The sequence below is a fragment of the Citrobacter sp. LST-B2 genome (assembly GCF_057983045.1).
In genome coordinates this window covers 1,070,456-1,085,365 of sequence record NZ_CP192598.1, presented here as the reverse complement: position 1 = coordinate 1,085,365, position 14,910 = coordinate 1,070,456, and the positions used below count along the sequence as shown (strand labels likewise).

Genomic DNA, 14,910 nt, shown 5'->3' with positions numbered 1-14,910 from the left:
CTGTGAGCAGAGCTCCAGCATAAAGAAGATAACAAACGCTGACATTGTGCAGATGCACAAAGCAAAGGGAAGAAGTATGGAGTTGTGGGAAATATCACAAAAAGAAACCCCTTCCTGTGACAGGAAGGGGTTTTGGGGAGATTACTGCATCAACAGGTAGATATTGCTGTCGCCACGCTGAATGTTCAACGCCAGGACAGACGGTTTGCTGTCGAGGATTTTACGCAGTTCGGCGATGTTTTTCACCGGCTGCTGGTTAGCGCCGACAATCACATCCCCTTTCTTCAGGCCAATTTGCGCCGCCGGGGTGTTCGCTTTCACGTTGTTCACCACGACGCCTTTATCCTGACCTTTATTACTCATTTCAGCCCCTTCAATACCGCTGAAGATGGAGCTGGAATCAACCTGAGTCTGGCTGCTCTGCTGCAGTTCCAGATTCACGGTAACCGGCTTACCGTCGCGCAGCAGGCCGAGGGTAATTTTGCTGCCCACCGGCATGGTGCCAACCTGCGCACGCAGTGCGGCAAAGCTGCTGATCGGCTTACCGTTCAGGGAGGTGATCACATCACCGGCTTTAATACCGGCCTTCGAAGCGGACGAGTTCGGCATGACCTGGCTGACAAAGGCACCGCGCTGTGCATCAACTTTCATCGCTTTCGCCAGTTCGGAGCTCAGTTCGGTACCCATGATTCCCAGTTCGCCGCGTTTCACCTGGCCGAACTCCACCATCTGAGAGGTCAGGTTTTTCACCATATTGCTCGGGATCGCAAAACCGATACCGATGTTGCCGCCGTCCGGCGCGAGGATCGCCGTGTTAATACCGATCAACTCGCCGTTCAGGTTAACCAACGCGCCGCCGGAGTTACCGCGGTTGATCGCCGCATCGGTCTGAATGAAGTTTTCATAGTTCTGCGCATTCAGGCCGCTACGACCCAGCGCAGAGACGATACCGGAAGTGACCGTCTCGCCGAGACCAAACGGGTTACCGATGGCGACAGTGTAATCCCCCACTCGCAGGGTGTCGGAGTCAGCCAGCTTAATCGCCGTCAGGTTTTTCGGATCCTGAATCTGGATCAGCGCAATATCAGAGCGCGGGTCTTTGCCGACGATCTTAGCGTCGAATTTACGGCCATCGCTCAGTTGAACCTTAATCACCGTGGCGTTATCCACCACGTGGTTGTTGGTGACGACATAGCCTTTCGCGGCATCAATGATGACACCGGAACCCAGTGCCATAAACTTCTGCTGCTGGCCGCCGCCATTACCGCCCTGTGGGCCGCCCTGGCAGAAAGGCGAACTCTGGAACGGGGAACCGTCCTGGCAGAACGGGGAATCATCACCAAAGAACTGCTGGAAATTACGCGGCATCCGCGGCGTATTGACGGTTGTGCTACCTTCCACGTTAATGCTGACCACCGATGGCATCACTTTTTCGAGCATCGGTGCCAGACTTGGCATCTGCTGTGCGGTCGTCGCTGATGCAGTTTCAGCCGCCGTTGCAGAAAGCGGGGATAACGCCAAACCTAAACTCAGAGCCAGTGCACTCATTGCTAATGTGGTTTTTTTCATGTGTCTCAATCTCAATTAACAGATAACGCAAAATTGCTGTGTACGTCAGATTCATTTTATAGCGCTAAGTTCCGGACAGAAGTTTATGGAAAAGGTAAAAATTTATTGTCCGTCTTTACAAAACTCAGTCTATTGTTCGACCGCCATCAGGCGGCGGTATTCATCCCATGCATAGAGGTCTGTCATGCCACTGATATAATCCTGGATCAGCCGGCAACGATAATAATATTCCAGCACGGGATACTCAGGCGAATCTGGTGTTAATTTACCCACGGCCTCCACATAGGCCAGTCGGTGACGCGTTGACAATTTCTGAAATAAGCGGGATTCGATAGGAAAGCGCTGCAGACGTTCTTTTTCCACCAGCTCACTGAAATCCGCAAGCGGCAGGCTTAATAAAGGACGGTAGATATCGAGTAAGCCACTGATCACCCGATAACCCTGTAATTCGAGTTGCTCCACATCAGGATGGCTAAACACATGTTTCATCGCAACATTTTTATAGATTTTCAGCAGGCGACTAAAGCTGCTGCCGTCTTCCAGCAATGCCTGATTAAACCTTCCGTCAAAGATTTGTTCCAGGTTATCAATAAAACGCTGCGCGGCGTAAGGCACCAGTTTATTAAGTGTATTCACCCGCAAATACATGAAAAATTGATCTTCAGTACTGCGGCTCAGATAATTCGCCCGTGATTTGTCCCAGGCATTTTCGACAACCTGCGCAAAGAGCGAACCTTTCTCATGCTCCCCCCAGGCCTCATATAAATGATGATAGAGTTGCTCAACGCTGAAGATTCTTTTCTCTACCGCATCTTCCAGATCGGCGACGCAATAAGAGATATCGTCGGCGGCTTCCATTATCCACGTTAACGGAAAGCGACTGTAAACCGCGAGATCGAGTTCTTTACGTAACCTCGCAATATACGGTTCTTCAGAAAGGTAATAGCCGGGTTTTTTCATTAAATAGTTGTGCGTCGCGGGCGTTTCTCCCCGCCACCATGCCGGACGGGTATATTTTAAGATCCCGCCGACCTGGGCCCATGTCAGGTTCATTCGCATCAAGGTATGTACCAGCCGAATCCCCTGAGCATTCCCTTCGAAATGACACAGGTCCTGGCGTACTTTACGGCGGATATCGTTCAACGACTCCTCGCCTTCGCGCAGACGCAACGTCGCCACAATGCAACGATCTTCGGTTAAGGGTTGGCTTTCCGCATCCGCCGGATGTAAGCGCTGGCGAAACCAGTCATTGATCGCCGCCTCGCCAAAATGCCCAAAAGGCGGGTTGCCAATGTCATGCATCAGGCAGGACATTTCGACGATGCTCTCAAACGGTCCCGTTAACTCATCCAGGCCGTATGGTTCCAGCAGTTTTTGTTCTTTGAGGCGGCTTAAAATCTCTTTGGCGATATAACGCCCCACCTGCTGAACTTCCATCGAATGGGTAAGGCGCGTACGCACGGCGGCATTACGCTCAAGGGGAAACACCTGGGTTTTCTGCTGCAGGCGACGGATCGCCGGAGAGTTAATAATGCGTCCACGGTCGCTTTCAAAAATGCGCAGGATCTCATGCTCAGTTTTGACCCCTTGCGGTGAACGAAAACGACGGTGCCAGTTTATTTTTTTCCGGAAATCAATCTGTGACATGTCCTCTCCCGCGTGAGAATGCACTTCGCCTTAAGCGCATGATAGACTATGCCTTTAAATCTCACCTGGCGCGAGTAAATCTATGAAAATCGGCATCATTGGTGCAATGGAAGAAGAGGTTACGCTGCTGCGTGACAAAATCGAAAACCGTCAAACTCTCACCCTAGGCGGTTGTGAAATTTACACCGGTCAACTTAACGGAACCGACGTTGCGCTGCTGAAATCCGGTATTGGTAAAGTGGCGGCGGCGCTGGGCGCTACGCTGCTGCTTGAACGCTGCAAGCCGGACGTCATTATTAACACCGGTTCCGCAGGCGGCCTCGCTCCAACCCTTAAAGTGGGCGACATTGTGGTCTCTGATGAAGCGCGCTATCACGACGCTGACGTCACCGCATTTGGTTATGAGTTCGGCCAACTTCCGGGCTGCCCGGCCGGTTTTAAAGCCGATGAAAAACTGATTGCCGCAGCGGAATCCTGCATCGCTGAGCTGAACCTGAACGCGGTACGCGGCTTGATTGTCAGCGGCGATGCCTTCATTAACGGCTCCGTGGGGCTGGCGAAAATCCGTCACAACTTCCCGCAGGCCATTGCCGTTGAGATGGAAGCCACCGCGATTGCGCACGTTTGCCATAACTTCAAGGTACCGTTTGTGGTGGTCCGCGCGATCTCGGACGTTGCCGATCAGCAGTCCCATCTCAGCTTTGATGAGTTCCTGGCCGTTGCCGCGAAGCAATCCACGCTGATGGTTGAATCGCTGGTACAGAAACTGGCGCATGGCTAAATCCTTCTCCAGGGCGCTTGTCGCCCTGCTGTTAGCCCTCCCGGTGTGGCTGCATGCCGCACCGCGCGTGATTTCACTCTCTCCCGCCAACACGGAACTCGCCTTTGCCGCCGGGATCACCCCCGTTGGCGTCAGCAGCTATTCAGACTATCCGCCACAGGCGCAACGTATCGAGCAGATCTCGACCTGGCAAGGCATGAATCTGGAAAGGATTGTGGCGCTGAAGCCGGATCTGGTCCTCGCCTGGCGCGGCGGTAATGCCGAACGGCAGGTGAATCAACTCTCCTCGCTAGGCATCAAGGTCATGTGGATCGATGCCGTCACCATCGAACAGATTGCCGACACGTTGCAGACGCTGGCCGACTTTAGCCCGCATCCCGAAATGGCAAAGCACGCCGCGCAAACCTTGCTGAACGACTATTCGCAGCTAAAATCTCAATATGCAGGCAAAACGAAAAAACGCGTATTTTTGCAGTTTGGCATCAATCCGCCCTTTACCAGCGGAAAAGGATCGATTCAAAACGAGGTTATTGAGCTCTGCGGGGGAGAAAACATCTTTGCCGGCAGTCGGGTTCCCTGGCCGCAGGTCAGTCGTGAACAGGTGCTGGCGCGCGCGCCGCAAGCGATCGTTGTCGCCGGCGATGCAGGTGAAATTCTCAAAATTAAGCAATACTGGGGTGATCAACTACAAATTCCGGTAATTCCTCTCAACAGTGACTGGTTTGAACGCGCAAGCCCGCGTATTATCCTCGCCGCAAAACAACTCTGTAATGCGCTTTCCCTGGTGAATTAGCGCCTGCCCCAACAGGTGTGTTGTGAGGATTTGATCATGCTCGTCTATTGGCTGGATATTGTAGGCACAGCAGTATTTGCTATCTCTGGCGTGTTACTGGCCGGGAAACTGCGTATGGACCCGTTTGGCGTGCTGGTATTGGGCGTCGTTACCGCCGTGGGCGGCGGGACGATCCGTGATATGGCATTAGATAACGGTCCCGTTTTCTGGGTTAAAGACCCAACCGATCTGGTGGTGGCGATGGTCACCAGCATGTTGACGATCCTGCTGGTGCGTCAGCCCAGACGCTTGCCTAAATGGATGCTGCCGGTGCTGGACGCCGTCGGCCTGGCGGTGTTTGTCGGGATCGGCGTCAACAAAGCATTTATAGCAGGGACGGGGCCGCTGGTGGCTATCTGTATGGGTGTCATCACCGGCGTGGGCGGCGGTATTATTCGCGATGTGCTGGCACGAGAAATCCCGATGATCCTGCGTACGGAAATCTACGCAACGGCCTGTATTATCGGCGGGATTGTCCACGCAACCGCGTATTACACCTTCGCGATGCCGCTGGAAGCCGCCAGTATGATGGGGATGGTTGTGACGCTGGTCATTCGCCTCGCGGCGATCCGCTGGCATCTGAAGCTACCGACATTTGCGTTAGATGAGAATAGCCGTTAAATCCAGGCCGGATTAGACGCTTTGCCCGGTAGCGCCTGCGCTTACCGGGCGCATTACAGACAGCACTCAGATGCTGAAGGAAGAGCCACACCCGCAGGTGCTTTTCGCATTCGGGTTGGTAACTACAAAACGAGAACCTTCCAGACCTTCGGTGTAGTCAACGGAACCGCCGACCAGATACTGCAGGCTCATAGGGTCAACCACCAGGCCAACACCCTGTTTCTCGATGGTCATATCGCCTTCGTTGACCTGGTCATCAAAGGTAAAACCATACTGGAAACCGCTGCAACCGCCACCGGTGATATAGACACGCAGTTTCAGGTTCGGGTTTTCTTCGTCCGCGATCAGGCTTTTTACTTTATTGGCTGCTGCTTCAGTAAATTGCAGTGGCAGCGCTACGTCATCACTCATATTTTTGCTCCAAACGACATCGGCAATTGGGCAAATTCTGACCCAATATTAACGCCATTATCTAATACCCTGGTATTTCATTCAAGTATTCTCGCCAGCGGTGGTCGTCTGACTTTTTGCCGCCTGCTCCGCTTCCTGCTTCGCCAGCGTGCGGGCAAGGATAGTGGAGTATAGCGGTTTTCCGCCCAGGAATTGTGCTAATAGTGTTGCGCCAAGACAGGTAATAATCATTGGCAAAATGAGCTGATAGTTATCAGTCATCTCCAGCACCAGCACAATCCCGGTCAACGGCGCGCGCACCGATGCCGCCAGCAACGCGCCCATTCCGGCAATGGCGAACGTTCCGGCCTCAAGCTGATAATGCGGAAAGCCTGCCGCTGCTGCCATACCAAATGCGGTGCCCAACAACGTACCCAGCGCCAGCATCGGCGCAAAGATCCCTCCGGGCGCACCGGAAGAGAAACAGAGCAACGTGGTGATCACTCGCGCGATAAAGATAAACAGCAACAGTCCGACGCTAAAATTGCCCGCCGCCGCAATAGGGATAAGGTTAAAACCGCCGCCAGCCGCCGCTGGTTCAATCAGCCCCAAAATGCCACACAGACCGCCAATCGCCCCACCCATCAGCACCCATTTAGTGGTGTTTCCATGGTGAAAGCGCTGGAACATATCCTGAGTACGCAGCACCAGCTTATTGAAAACCGGTCCTACACAGCCAAAAATCATCCCGAGGATCAGATACAGCCACAGCGTATTGACCGGTGAGTTGGACAGTTTCCCCACTTCGATAATCGGCGATTCACCGTTGAAAATGCGGAAAACAATGCTCGACATGATCACGCCGGTAAAGACGGCTTTGATCGAGATAAGGTTATAGCGAAACTGCGGGCGCATCTCCTCAATGATAAACAGAATGCCCGCCAACGGTGCGTTGAAGGCGGCAGAAAGCCCTGCCGCTGCCCCGGTTGCCAACAGCGTGTGGCGCGCCTCGGCGCTACGCATGCGGAAGATATCCAGCACCATGCGGCCAATATTTCCGCCGATTTGTACCGTCGGCCCTTCGCGTCCCAGCACCATCCCTGCACCCAGCGTGCCCATCCCACCGATAAACTTCACCGGCAACACACGCCACCAACGGACGGGGCGAAGCTCTTCCAGCGCCCCTTCGATCTCCGGGATCCCCGACCCGCCAGCTTCCGGCGCAAATTTACGCACCAGAAAATAGCCGACCATCGCCAGTAATGCAGAGAGAATAAACGCCAACGGCCAGAGCAGCATCGGATGGTCAGCCACATTCACTAGCGCACCGATACGCAGGTTTTGCACCCAGCTCACCGCTTTTTCGAACGCCACGCCTGCCAGACCGGTAAGCGTCCCCACCACTGCCGCCATCATTAAGATCGCCAGCGGCGTTTTATCTCGTTCCAGCAGTCGACGGATTTGGTCCCTGCGCCGTAAGCGCACAATTTGCTGTGCTTCAAAAGAGGGAGTTTCTGTCTTCATCAGATGATCATTAATTGGTAATACAAATGCAGAGGCGGCATTGTACTCGCCTCTTACCCGAAAATCCCCTGCAAATCGTAATGTTTCAAATGCGCAAAACTTTCATAACCTTCTCTGAATAACTAGAATAGCGGGCATTCACTTTTTCTACGAACCAGGAACCCATCCATGAGTAAGTCTGAAAACCTCTACAGCGCAGCACGCGAGCTAATCCCCGGCGGCGTTAACTCCCCTGTTCGCGCCTTTACTGGCGTGGGTGGTACTCCGCTGTTTATCGAAAAAGCGGACGGCGCGTATCTGTACGATGTCGATGGCAAAGCCTATATCGATTACGTCGGCTCCTGGGGACCGATGGTGCTGGGACACAACCATCCGGCGATCCGCAACGCGGTGATCGAAGCGGCTGAGCGCGGCCTGAGCTTCGGCGCGCCGACCGAGATGGAAGTCAAAATGGCGGAGCTTGTGACCGAACTGGTACCGACGATGGACATGGTACGAATGGTCAACTCCGGTACCGAAGCGACCATGAGCGCCATTCGTCTGGCGCGTGGTTTCACTGGCCGCGATAAGATCATCAAATTTGAAGGCTGCTACCACGGCCACGCGGACTGTCTGCTGGTAAAAGCCGGCTCCGGCGCACTGACGCTGGGCCAGCCGAACTCTCCCGGCGTGCCGGCAGATTTTGCAAAGCATACCCTGACCTGTACTTATAACGATCTCAATTCCGTGCGTGCCGCGTTCGAGCAGTTCCCGCAGGAGATCGCCTGTATCATCGTTGAGCCAGTGGCAGGCAATATGAACTGCATCCCGCCGCTGCCGGAATTCCTGCCGGGTCTGCGCGCACTGTGCGATGAGTTCGGCGCGCTGCTGATTATCGACGAAGTGATGACCGGCTTCCGCGTGGCGCTGGCTGGCGCACAGGATTACTACAGCGTGGTGCCGGATCTGACCTGTCTGGGCAAAATCATTGGCGGCGGTATGCCTGTAGGAGCGTTCGGCGGTCGTCGCGACGTGATGGACGCGCTGGCCCCGACCGGCCCGGTTTATCAGGCGGGCACCCTCTCCGGCAATCCCATTGCCATGGCGGCCGGTTTTGCCTGTCTGACCGAAGTGGCGCAGCCGGGCATTCACGAAACGCTGGATGAACTCACGACGCGCCTGGCGGAAGGTCTGCTGGAAGCGGCAGAGGAAACCGCGATCCCGCTGGTCGTTAACCACGTTGGCGGCATGTTCGGGATTTTCTTCACCGACGCGAAAACTGTCACCTGCTATCAGGACGTGATGGCCTGTGACGTGGAACGCTTCAAGCGCTTCTTCCACATGATGCTGGACGAGGGGATTTACCTTGCGCCATCCGCGTTTGAAGCGGGCTTTATGTCCGTAGCGCACAGCATGGAAGACATCAATAACACTATCGACGCCGCGCGTCGGGTGTTTGCAAAGCTGTAATAGAGTACGTTTTAAACCGTAGGCCGGGTAAGGCGAAGCCGCCACCCGGCTTTTTTATTGCCGGATGGCGACGCGAAGCGTCTTATCTGGCCTACACGAAAAACATCCGAATCAACGACTCTGCTTACGTAACAGATAAATAAAGTACGGCGCACCGATAAACGTCGAGAGTATCCCCGCCGGGATCTGATACGGAAACAGCACCATCCGCCCGCACCAGTCGGCAAAGATGAGCAATAATCCTCCCGCCAGCGCCGACATCACAATATGCGGCATCGTTCGACGAAAACCTAACATCCGCGCGATATGCGGCGCCATCAGCCCGACAAAACTCAGTGGGCCGATTGTCATTGTGGCGGCAGCCGTCAGACTGGCTGCCAGCAGCAGCAGGCCAACCCGCGACGGTGTCAGCGCGATACCGACTGCACGGGCGGTATCACCGCCCAGCGGCAAAATCGTCAACCAGCGACGGCACAGTGGCGTGATCGCCAGCAGGATCGCCATCACCACCCCTGTATGCAGCACCTGCTGACCCGTCGCATTATAGGTCGAACCGGAGATCCAGGTCAGTACCCCGGCCATGCGCGGATCGCCGCTTGCCTGTAGCATCATCAGCAGCATGGTGAAGGCCGTGCTGAGCGCCATCCCGGCCAGCAGCATACGGTGGGGGGAGAACCCTCCCCGTCCGGCGGCAATCATAATGATCAACAGCGTGGCGGCAGCACCGAGACTCCCGGCGGGCAACAGCCAGCCAAACGCATCGCCCGGCACCAGAAACAGCATCAGCACAACGCCGAACGCCGCGCCGGAGCTGATCCCCAGCACCTCAGGACTCGCCATCGGGTTCCCGGTCAGCCGCTGGATGATACACCCCGCCACCGCCAGCATCACCCCGGCGATCATCGCCGCCAGAATGCGCGGCCAGCGCCAGGGCATCAGTTCTTCCAGTTGCACGCCGCTGGCCAAGCTCCAGCCCTGCGCGTCACGCCCCAGCGACAGCGCTACATATGCCCCGATCAACAGCAGCACGCCGCCGATCAGCGCATAACCCAGCACATGCTGACGTTCCGTCGTCACCCGGTCGCTGACGTTCATGTCCGGCGCGCTCATACTACGCAGGCGCGGTAGCAGCCACAGCAGCAGCGGTGCGCCGATCAGTGCCGTCACAGAACCGGTGGACACTTCCATCCATACGCGGGTCAGCCAGAGAATAACCTGATCGGACAGCCACAGAATCAGCGCCCCAATCAGCGGAGCCAGCATCAGGCGCGCCAGCAGACGACGCGCGCCCAGCATTTTCGCCAACAGCGGCGCAAACAGACCGATAAAACCGATAATCCCTACCGCATTGACCAGCAGCGCGCTAAGTACAATCGCCAGCGTCAGCGCCGCCAGACGCGCCAGCGACAGCGCCAGCCCTAAGTTGCGCGCAACGCCATCATCCAGCCCCATCAGGGTTAGCGGGCGCAACAACAACAGAGTGAGCATGACGCCGCCCAGCAGCTGCGGCCACAGACGCTGCACACCGCCCCAGTCAGTTTGCGTCAACGTTCCGGTACTCCACAGGAACATGCTCTGCAACTGATCGTGGTGAAAGATGACTAACAGTTGGTTGATGGCCCCGCAGTACAGACTGACCACCAGACCGGCGAGGATCAGCGTGACGGGAGAAAGTCGTTTTCCCCAGGCGACGCCAAACACCAGCGCCCCGACAATACAAGCGCCCGCCAGAGCGGCAAACTGCCCGGCCATCACGCCCGGTATCGCCCACAATGTCGTGACCGTCATCCCTAACTGTGCGCCGGTCGCCACGCCCAGCGTGGTCGGTTCGGCCAGCGGGTTACGCAGCACCTGTTGAAAGAGCACGCCAACCAGACCCAGCCCGGCCCCAACCAGCAGGGAGATCACCAGACGAGGGAGAAGGCTGTAATGGAAAATCATCTGCTCGATGACGTCGATATCCGGTGACCACAGCGCCTGCTGCCACTGGGTACGCGGCAGCGCAATGGTGAAATTCGTCCAGGTTAACCCTACGGCGACGATAAACAACAGCGCCAGCAATAACGCCGGGAAACGTGCAATACGTTGACTCACGCCTTGCCCCCCAGCGCATTATCCAGAATACGGACAAAATTCATGGTCGACAGTGTGGCGCCATAAAACCACACGGGCGGTACGCGCTGGAAACGCCCTTCACGCACGAACGGCATCGCCTGCCAGAGCGGCGTTGCCATCAGCGTGGCCATTTCTTTGTTATTCCCATGATCAAAGCAAAGCACATCGGCATCTTTGTAGGCTGCAAGGCGATCGATCCCGACCACCGTACTGCCCCAGAAATTGGTTTCTCCCTGCCAGGCGTTGCGAATCCCGTATTCATCCAGCACGTCCTGGAACAGGCAGTTCGGGCCGAAAACCAGCATATGGCGAGGATCGAGGAGAGTGATCAACAGCAGCGGGCGTTCTCCACGCTGCACAAAGCGCGATTTCCGGCTGGCGATAAACTGGTCGTATTCCGCCAGATGTCGCTCAGCTGCAGATTCCAGATTCAGCATCTGCGCCATATCGATCAGAGATCGACGCGCCACGGCTAAGGGCTGTTTGCCATCGCTGAAGTTGAAGCCACGTCCGGGCGCAATTCGCGCCAGCGTTTCGGGAGAAGGGCCGTACCCTGTCGACCAGAACATATAGGAGGGTTTCATTTCGGTCAGCAGCTCAAGGTTCGGCTCAGTGCGTAATCCGACATCAATCACCGACGCAGGCAGCGGCGGTTCATTCACCCACAGGCGGTAGTTAGGAATGTCTGCCACGCCATAGGGCGTCACGCCAAGCGCCAGCAACAGCTCGACCGGCAGCCACTCCAGCGCCACGATACGATGTGGATCGACAGCGGCTGCGCGCGCCGGTTTCATCTGCCAGAGCAGCGGGGAAAGTGCCATCGCCGTTAATAAACGACGACGTGTTATGTGGTGTAAGCCGCTCATCAATACACAAAACTCACAGGTGCAGCGCCTGCCGGATGCGGCAGGATCCCCATCGGGATGCCATAAATACGTTCCAGGGTTTCGCTACGCATTAGGTCGGCGGGCGTTCCCTGGGCAATCATTTCGCCCCCGCGCAAGGCGACTAAGTAGTCACAGTAGCGGGCAGCCATGTTGATATCATGCAGCACAGCGATCACCGTCAGGCCACGCTCCTGGCTGAGTCGATGAACCAGCGCCAGCACATCCACCTGGTGGGCAATATCCAGCGCCGAGGTGGGTTCATCGAGCAGCAGACAGCGACTGTCCTGCGCCACCAGCATCGCAATCCACGCGCGCTGACGTTCACCGCCGGAAAGACTGTCGACCAGACGATGCGCCAGGGGTTTTAACCCAACCAGCGTGATCGCCTCTTCCACTTTTTCTCTGTCTGCGACGCCAAAACGGCCCAGCGCCCCGTGCCACGGATAGCGACCAATCGCCACCAGTTCACGTACGGTCATCCCTTCCGCCTGCGGCAACTGCTGCGGTAAATACGCCACCTTACGGGCAAACGCTTTGCTGTTCCAACTGTTCAGCGGTTGCGCATCGAGCAGGATATCCCCTTCTGACGGCGGCTGATGGCGACCCAACATTTTTAACAACGTGGATTTACCTGAACCATTGTGACCAATCAGGCCAGTCACTTTACCGACGGGAAAAGTTAACGACAGAGGGTGCAGAAGCGTGCGACCTGGCACGCGAAAGGAGACATCACGCAGTGCAAACGTGGTATCGGGATGATGAGTCTGTTCCTGCATAGCGGCCAACTTGTAAAGCGGGCACGCAATGCGTGCCCAAAGAAAAATTAGAAACGGAATGTTGCGGTAGCAACGACCTGACGTTCCGCGCCCCAGAAGCAGCCATAGGTGTTAAAGCAGCTGGCGACGTATTCGCGGTCAAACAGGTTGTTGACATGCAGCGCGACGTTGGAACCTGCCATGCCAAGGCGTGCCAGATCGTACCGAACCAGCGCATCCACCAGGGTGTAGCTGCCGACTTTGAAGGAGTTAGCCGGATCGCCATAGCTGGAGCTGGTATAGCGAACGCCAGTGCCCAGAGTCAGACCGGAAAGCGGGCCGTCAAACATCGTGTAATCCCCCCACAGCGACGCCATATGTTTTGGCACCTGCGCCGGGGTGTTGCCTTTGTAGTTGGTGTCGGTGGTGTATTCCGCATCCGTATAAGTGTAGGAACCGACCACGTTAACGCTGGCAGACAGCGCCGCTTTTGCTTCCACTTCAACGCCGCGTGAACGAATCTCACCGCCTTCAACCGAGAAGAACGAACCGTTAGGATCGGCCATCAGGTTGTTGGTTTTGGTCAACTGATAGACCGCACCGGTGATCACGATCGGACGATCGTTCGGGACATATTTCACGCCCGCTTCGTACTGCTTGCCTTTAGACGGCGCAAAGATGCTGCCGTTCGCGCCCACGGTAGAAGCCGGTTCGAACGACTCGCTGTAGCTGAAATACGGAGTCACGCCGTTGTCGAACAGGTAGTTTACGCCGCCGCGCCAGGTAAACTCGTTATCATTACGCGAGTGCTGAGTATTCGCTTCACGATCCAGAGTATCCTGCTGCGCCCAGTCATAACGTCCGCCCAACGTCACCAGCACTTTATCCCACTGCATCTGATCCTGGGCGTACACGCCGGTCTGCTTCTGCTTGTTCAGCACGCGATAGGCGGCGCCAGGCCCTGGATGGGATCCGAAGTCGAAATCACTGCGATCAAGGTTGTAGATGTCAGATGGCGCAACTGAACCAGCCCAGCCAAACCAGGAGTCGATGTCGTTACGCATACGCATAAAATCAACGCCGGTCAGCAGGGTATGATCCAGAGAACCGGTCGCAAACTTGCTTTGCAGTTGGGTATCCACAGAGAAGTTCTGCAGTTTTTCGTTATCATCCACATACTGACGGGTCAGCGTATGCCCCCACTGTGACTGCGGTACGCTGGCGCAAGGGCTGGTGCTCGGGTTGCTCGAATAGAGCGGATCGGAACACATGCCGTAACCATATACACTGTTCTGCGACACTTTGTTTTCCGCGTAACGCAAGTTCTGACGCACGGTAAACGTATCGTTGAATTCGTGGTCGAAGCTATAACCGACCATCTTCTCATTACGAGAGTAGGTATTGTTTTTCGCGCCTTCGTTGAAGTCGGTCGACAGACGCTTACCGTTCGGCAGCGTGCTGACAGTCCCCTCTTTCGGCAACCAGCCGTAGTAACCGGTCTCAGGTTCGTTCTGGAAGTAGGACAGGAACGTGAAGTTGGTTTTGTCATCCGGACGCCAGCTAAAGGACGGCGCAATAGCATAACGCTGTTCTTCCGCCCCCTGCTGCTGCGCATTCGCCGAGCGGGCCAGACCCGTTAAGCGATAAGAGTAAACGCCGTCGTCATCCAGCGCATCGCTGAAGTCAAAACCGGTCTGGAACAGGCTGTTAGTGCCCATTTTAAACTGAACTTCTTTCAGCGGCTCGGTGGTTGGACGCTTGCTGACCATGTTCAACAAACCGCCTGGGTTGCTCTTACCGTACAGAACAGAAACCGGCCCACGCATCACTTCCGCGCGTTCCAGCATATAAGGATCAATCACCGCATCGTTGTAAAAGTTCCCCTGCATCTTCAGGCCATTCAGATAGTTATTCTGGCTTTGGCCGTCGGCAGCGAAACCGCGAATGATCAGGTAATCATAGGTGTTAGATGCGCCACGCGTGCCCACGGCAACGCCTGGGGTATAGCTGAGCGCCTCTTTCACGGACTTCGGCTGGTGTAGCGCCATCTCTTCGGCAGTCACCACAGAAATAGACTGGGGAACTTTCTGAATCGGGGTATCCGTTTTGGTCGCGGTGGCTGACTGGCGTGCCGCGATGGTTGCCGCCGGTCCCCATGCACTTTCCTGCGGAGCAGGAGCCGCGGTGACGGTGATAGTGTCTTCTTTTTTCGGTTCAACCGCCGCCTGTGCATAGACAGACATGCCGCTAACCGCTGTGGCTACTACGACTGCAATTTTACGCAGCGAGTGTTTTGGCTGAGCAGTTTTTTGACGCGCCATTGGTATATCTCTGATGGAA

13 protein-coding genes are annotated in these 14,910 nt (G+C 55.9%); 4 read left to right on the top strand and 9 right to left on the bottom strand.

The window, feature by feature from the left end; all coding sequences use genetic code 11:
• Positions 1-141: 141 nt before the first annotated feature.
• Positions 142-1,569: a serine endoprotease DegP gene (gene degP / locus ACQ0PY_RS05205; protein ID WP_044255385.1), complete on the bottom strand. Its 1,428-nt coding sequence runs from the start codon at positions 1,567-1,569 to the stop codon at positions 142-144.
• A gap of 129 nt (positions 1,570-1,698) precedes the next feature.
• Entirely contained in the window at positions 1,699-3,216 is a 1,518-nt protein-coding gene (dgt, locus tag ACQ0PY_RS05200; protein ID WP_042997873.1) for a dGTPase, read from the bottom strand.
• An 82-nt stretch (positions 3,217-3,298) separates the two neighbouring features.
• On the opposite strand from dgt, the gene mtnN reads away from it, so the two are divergent.
• From mtnN to ACQ0PY_RS05185, 3 genes are read left to right on the top strand one after another with little or no spacing between them, the layout of a single operon-like run.
• Positions 3,299-3,997: a 5'-methylthioadenosine/S-adenosylhomocysteine nucleosidase gene (gene mtnN / locus ACQ0PY_RS05195; RefSeq protein WP_042997874.1), complete on the top strand. Its 699-nt coding sequence runs from the start codon at positions 3,299-3,301 to the stop codon at positions 3,995-3,997.
• Positions 3,990-4,790 carry a vitamin B12 ABC transporter substrate-binding protein BtuF gene (gene btuF, locus ACQ0PY_RS05190; protein WP_109739886.1) on the top strand — a complete coding sequence of 267 codons (801 nt, stop codon included), beginning with the start codon at positions 3,990-3,992 and terminating at the stop codon, positions 4,788-4,790. Before mtnN ends, btuF begins: the two co-directional genes overlap by 8 nt.
• A 36-nt stretch (positions 4,791-4,826) precedes the next feature.
• Positions 4,827-5,450, top strand: coding sequence for a TRIC cation channel family protein (locus ACQ0PY_RS05185; RefSeq protein WP_042997876.1), 624 nt, complete (start codon positions 4,827-4,829; stop codon positions 5,448-5,450).
• 66 nt (positions 5,451-5,516) lie between these two features.
• Here ACQ0PY_RS05185 and erpA read toward each other — a convergent pair whose 3' ends face one another.
• From erpA to clcA, 3 genes are read right to left on the bottom strand one after another with little or no spacing between them, the layout of a single operon-like run.
• Positions 5,517-5,861 (bottom strand): iron-sulfur cluster insertion protein ErpA, encoded by a 345-nt coding sequence (erpA, locus tag ACQ0PY_RS05180; RefSeq protein ID WP_042997877.1) that lies wholly within the window; start codon positions 5,859-5,861, stop codon positions 5,517-5,519.
• On the bottom strand, positions 5,858-5,908 hold the full coding sequence (gene yadW, locus ACQ0PY_RS05175; protein WP_350396263.1) for a small protein YadW: 51 nt from the start codon (positions 5,906-5,908) through the stop codon (positions 5,858-5,860). Before yadW ends, erpA begins: the two co-directional genes overlap by 4 nt.
• A gap of 34 nt (positions 5,909-5,942) precedes the next feature.
• Positions 5,943-7,364, bottom strand: a complete 1,422-nt coding sequence (gene clcA, locus ACQ0PY_RS05170; protein WP_054177178.1) for a H(+)/Cl(-) exchange transporter ClcA — start codon at positions 7,362-7,364, stop codon at positions 5,943-5,945.
• Between the two features lie 168 nt (positions 7,365-7,532).
• Here clcA and hemL point away from each other — a divergent pair, with 168 nt between their 5' ends.
• Positions 7,533-8,813, top strand: a complete 1,281-nt coding sequence (gene hemL / locus ACQ0PY_RS05165; RefSeq protein WP_042997879.1) for a glutamate-1-semialdehyde 2,1-aminomutase — start codon at positions 7,533-7,535, stop codon at positions 8,811-8,813.
• Between the two features lie 111 nt (positions 8,814-8,924).
• Here the strand turns inward: hemL and fhuB are convergent, their stop codons facing one another.
• The 4 genes from fhuB to fhuA are packed head-to-tail and all read right to left on the bottom strand — an operon-like array spanning position 8,925 to position 14,891.
• Positions 8,925-10,907, bottom strand: a complete 1,983-nt coding sequence (gene fhuB, locus ACQ0PY_RS05160; protein ID WP_109739885.1) for a Fe(3+)-hydroxamate ABC transporter permease FhuB — start codon at positions 10,905-10,907, stop codon at positions 8,925-8,927.
• Positions 10,904-11,794, bottom strand: coding sequence for a Fe(3+)-hydroxamate ABC transporter substrate-binding protein FhuD (gene fhuD / locus ACQ0PY_RS05155; RefSeq protein ID WP_042997881.1), 891 nt, complete (start codon positions 11,792-11,794; stop codon positions 10,904-10,906). The genes fhuB and fhuD overlap by 4 nt, the downstream gene beginning before the upstream one ends.
• Complete coding sequence (gene fhuC, locus ACQ0PY_RS05150; RefSeq protein ID WP_109739884.1) at positions 11,794-12,591, bottom strand: Fe3+-hydroxamate ABC transporter ATP-binding protein FhuC; 798 nt, start codon at positions 12,589-12,591, stop codon at positions 11,794-11,796. Before fhuC ends, fhuD begins: the two co-directional genes overlap by 1 nt.
• A gap of 47 nt (positions 12,592-12,638) precedes the next feature.
• On the bottom strand, positions 12,639-14,891 hold the full coding sequence (gene fhuA / locus ACQ0PY_RS05145; protein WP_042997883.1) for a ferrichrome porin FhuA: 2,253 nt from the start codon (positions 14,889-14,891) through the stop codon (positions 12,639-12,641).
• Positions 14,892-14,910: the final 19 nt, after the last annotated feature.

Excerpts from the sequence above, each read along its gene's own strand:
- ACQ0PY_RS05185 (WP_042997876.1), top strand. The coding sequence starts at position 4,827 with ATGCTCGTCTATTGGCTGGATATTGTAGGCACAGCAGTATTTGCTATC.
- clcA (WP_054177178.1), bottom strand. The coding sequence starts at position 7,364 with ATGAAGACAGAAACTCCCTCTTTTGAAGCACAGCAAATTGTGCGCTTA.
- mtnN (WP_042997874.1), top strand. The coding sequence starts at position 3,299 with ATGAAAATCGGCATCATTGGTGCAATGGAAGAAGAGGTTACGCTGCTG.
- fhuA (WP_042997883.1), bottom strand. The coding sequence starts at position 14,891 with ATGGCGCGTCAAAAAACTGCTCAGCCAAAACACTCGCTGCGTAAAATT.
- hemL (WP_042997879.1), top strand. The coding sequence starts at position 7,533 with ATGAGTAAGTCTGAAAACCTCTACAGCGCAGCACGCGAGCTAATCCCC.
- dgt (WP_042997873.1), bottom strand. The coding sequence starts at position 3,216 with ATGTCACAGATTGATTTCCGGAAAAAAATAAACTGGCACCGTCGTTTT.
- degP (WP_044255385.1), bottom strand. The coding sequence starts at position 1,569 with ATGAAAAAAACCACATTAGCAATGAGTGCACTGGCTCTGAGTTTAGGT.
- fhuC (WP_109739884.1), bottom strand. The coding sequence starts at position 12,591 with ATGCAGGAACAGACTCATCATCCCGATACCACGTTTGCACTGCGTGAT.
- btuF (WP_109739886.1), top strand. The coding sequence starts at position 3,990 with ATGGCTAAATCCTTCTCCAGGGCGCTTGTCGCCCTGCTGTTAGCCCTC.
- erpA (WP_042997877.1), bottom strand. The coding sequence starts at position 5,861 with ATGAGTGATGACGTAGCGCTGCCACTGCAATTTACTGAAGCAGCAGCC.
- fhuD (WP_042997881.1), bottom strand. The coding sequence starts at position 11,794 with ATGAGCGGCTTACACCACATAACACGTCGTCGTTTATTAACGGCGATG.